Raw genomic sequence first — 3,192 nt, forward strand, 5'->3', positions numbered from 1 at the left:
AAAATCGGTAACCACCATTTTGTAACTAAATATTTCTTTAAAATTTCGGTCATTTCAAATTACTGGCAACGGACAAGTATAAGCGTAGTGCGGGATTTTGAAGCGATTAACTGTCCGTCTGTACCAAATTTAATTAAATGCCAAAATACTCAATTTTCGCGGTTCAGCCCGCATTATCGCTTATACAATGTTAGTGGCTGTGTTTTTTTATTGTATTAAAAGAACTATTTTCCTATAAGAAACTGTATTTGTATTGTCTATTGTTTTCAAAAAATAGATTCCGTCAATGTGATTTCTAATGTCTAATAAATATTCGTTACTCTTGATGTTTTCCTTTTCGAAAACTATTTGTCCTAACTCATTAATCACTTCAACTTTTTCAATATAATTATTTTTTAAAATTACAGTAAAAATGTTCTTCGATGGATTTGGAAAAACAGTTAATACGTTTTCATTATTATTGAATTGCTCAACCTCAAGTATAGGTGAACAAACTGCATTAGAAAATAAGCTATCGAAAGAACCGTCAGTTATATCATTGTTCCAAATTTCCCAATAACAAAGGCTGTTTGAAATGGCAAGATTAAGAGCATCCGGAAGACCACCACTACCAAAAGCCGTTGGGTTTGAAATCCCGCTTGCTACCATTTGTAGACCTGTAAATAAATTTGTATTTGCTGAATTTTGTAAGATTGTGTATTGTGATGGATAAACAGAAGTATTGTTTTGTGACCACCACCAAGCACTTGCTCCATATCTACTACCAACATTTACTTTCGCATAATGGTATATAGAGTCTCCGACCATATCACTGGAATTAACAGGATGAAAATCGTTGGTCAAATAATGATTTGGGAATGAGCTATTAAAGGCATCAATCACTTGCTCCCATGATTCTATCATCTTTTGGTCAGTATACGATATAGAAGCATATGATGGGGTTGGATTGTATGGTATCTGCATCTCAAAACCATTTTGCGATGAGTTCGTTATATAAACCAACTGAATGGTAGTGTCATTTTGATATCTGTTTCCTAGTTCTGTAATAAATTCCGTCCATTTGTCCAAGAAGATGGTATCCCAAGGTACAGGTATTGTACCATTAAAAGGCAAAGAATAGTTTAATGTTTGCACACCCAAAGAATATAGCCAATTAGGTGAATTTGGGCCACCACCAACCGCTATAGATATTTTTTTTCCATAAGATTGAGCTGCACTTATTTGATTGTCAATTAATGCCCAATTATACGTATTATCATTGGGTTCAATATCTTTCCACACAACTCGAACTAAAATCCCATTCACATAAGGTTTAGAAGCCACAACAGGGTCTACAGAACCATTTCCAATACCAGTAGTTGGTGGACAGCTACACCAAATTCCAGTTGGCGCGGGATAATTTGGTTGTGCGTATGTTAAATTTACAAAAGCGAAAAGTAAAATTCCTGCTAATATTTTTGCTAACATTTGTATCATATTTTTTTCGTATTTTGATATTACTTGCTTTTAATTTGTTTTTTTGACGTTACCATTAATAGTTTGGATATTTGAAAAACGTAGGTCACAATTTAGTGTAAATATTCAATGAAATATTGATAACTAATTAGTTATACTAGTACTACCATGGAAAACACTACGTTGGCGACTAGCATTTTATTGTCATTTCAAAAATTTATCTCTATACCTTATTAAATCTTTTCTTGAAACAGGATTTCCGTGTCCAAGATAAAATTTTTCTGTACTTAAGGAAAGTATATTATTAATACTATTTTTCACTTGCTCTAAATTGTCATGAAAAGGTGGATGCTTCATTCTTGAATTAAAAGCAATTCCACCAAGGAGTATTCCTGATGAGGCTAAATCCATTATTATAGCATCTCCATTTTCAAGTATAACCGATAAAGAACCTGGAGTATGTCCTGGAGTATGCATTACTTTTCCATTTATTCCATATATTGACAAATCATATTCTTCGTTTTCTTTCAATACTAAGTCAGGGTTACAAAATGTTGCTCTATCTTTTGTTAATTTTGGTTTAAGAATGAAATCCCATATTTTATTATTAGGCTTTAATGTATTAAACAAACTTTTTCCAGTTTGAAGTGCTTTTTTATCTAAGTCATGCATAAGTATAGGAACATTTAAAATGTCTTTCAGTTCTTTTGCACTACCAAAGTGGTCAATATGACCATGAGTTATAATTATTAAGGCAATATCTTCTATTTTGATATTGTGTTGTTTTAGTTGTTTGATAATTTTTGCTTCGCTGTTGGGAACACCTGTGTCAACCAGAATGTGTTTCTTCTCTCCTTCTATAAGGAAACAATTTATCATACCCAATGGAAAAATTGATAACTGAATTATTTTATACATCTTTTAATTTTTTGAATGTTGATGCAAAGTTCAGTTCATAAAAATGAATACCACTTGATAAATGTTAGAAAATTATTTTTTTTCTGATTCTGCTCAAAGATTCTGGCTTAATTCCAATGTATGAAGCAATATATTGGATTGGTACATTTTGAATAATTTCTGGTTGCTCTTTCATTAATTTCAAGTATCGCTTTTCTGCAGATAATGTGATGAAATCAGTTGTTCTTTGCTGATTTTGACTAATAATTATTTCATAAATCTGTTTGCAGAAAGTACTCCAAAAAACACTTTCTTCAGATAAAATCTGGTAATCTGATTTGGTAATACAAAGTACTTCACAATTCGAAAGGCATTGAATATTTTCTTTTGAAATACTTCCAGAAGTAAAACTATTAAAGCTTGTTATAAATCTATTCTCTCCTATAATTTGAGTAGTAGTTTCTATGCCGTCTGAGTAAAAAAATGACCTAACGAAACCATTTGTAACAAAATATAGGTTTTGAGCCACAACGTCTTCCTCTTCAATGATTGTTCCTTTAGAGAAATTTGTAGGTTTAAAAAAATGTGACAACAGTTTTGTGTCACTGTCAGAAATGTCAACGAGATTTGAAACATATTTAATTAACGGGGTAATTGTCATTTTAGGAGGCATCTGTATATCTGTATGATTGTCATAACATTTGTTTTATATTTCTTTCTTGTTTAGATGTTCTTCGCCTATGTCTCGGTTTTTTCGACATTGCCACTAACGTTAGCGTATAAATTTCAGTTGCGGAAAATCGGCACGATTTTCCGATTGAAACTGAAAGATAGAAAATT

General features: G+C 31.7%; 3 protein-coding genes. All 3 read right to left on the reverse strand.

Annotation, left to right across the window (positions count from 1 at the left end):
* Positions 1-207: 207 nt before the first annotated feature.
* The 3 genes from WA327_RS08380 to WA327_RS08390 all read right to left on the reverse strand — a co-directional run bounded on the left by WA327_RS08380 (position 208) and on the right by WA327_RS08390 (position 3,025).
* Positions 208-1,467: a T9SS type A sorting domain-containing protein gene (locus tag WA327_RS08380; protein ID WP_336068575.1), complete on the reverse strand. Its 1,260-nt coding sequence runs from the start codon at positions 1,465-1,467 to the stop codon at positions 208-210.
* A gap of 192 nt (positions 1,468-1,659) precedes the next feature.
* Positions 1,660-2,373 carry an MBL fold metallo-hydrolase gene (locus WA327_RS08385; RefSeq protein ID WP_336068577.1) on the reverse strand — a complete coding sequence of 238 codons (714 nt, stop codon included), beginning with the start codon at positions 2,371-2,373 and terminating at the stop codon, positions 1,660-1,662.
* Between the two features lie 64 nt (positions 2,374-2,437).
* Positions 2,438-3,025 (reverse strand): Crp/Fnr family transcriptional regulator, encoded by a 588-nt coding sequence (locus WA327_RS08390; protein WP_336068580.1) that lies wholly within the window; start codon positions 3,023-3,025, stop codon positions 2,438-2,440.
* Positions 3,026-3,192 lie beyond the last annotated feature (167 nt).

It is taken from the genome of Mesoflavibacter sp. CH_XMU1404-2 (assembly GCF_037029465.1).
Taxonomy (GTDB): domain Bacteria; phylum Bacteroidota; class Bacteroidia; order Flavobacteriales; family Flavobacteriaceae; genus Mesoflavibacter.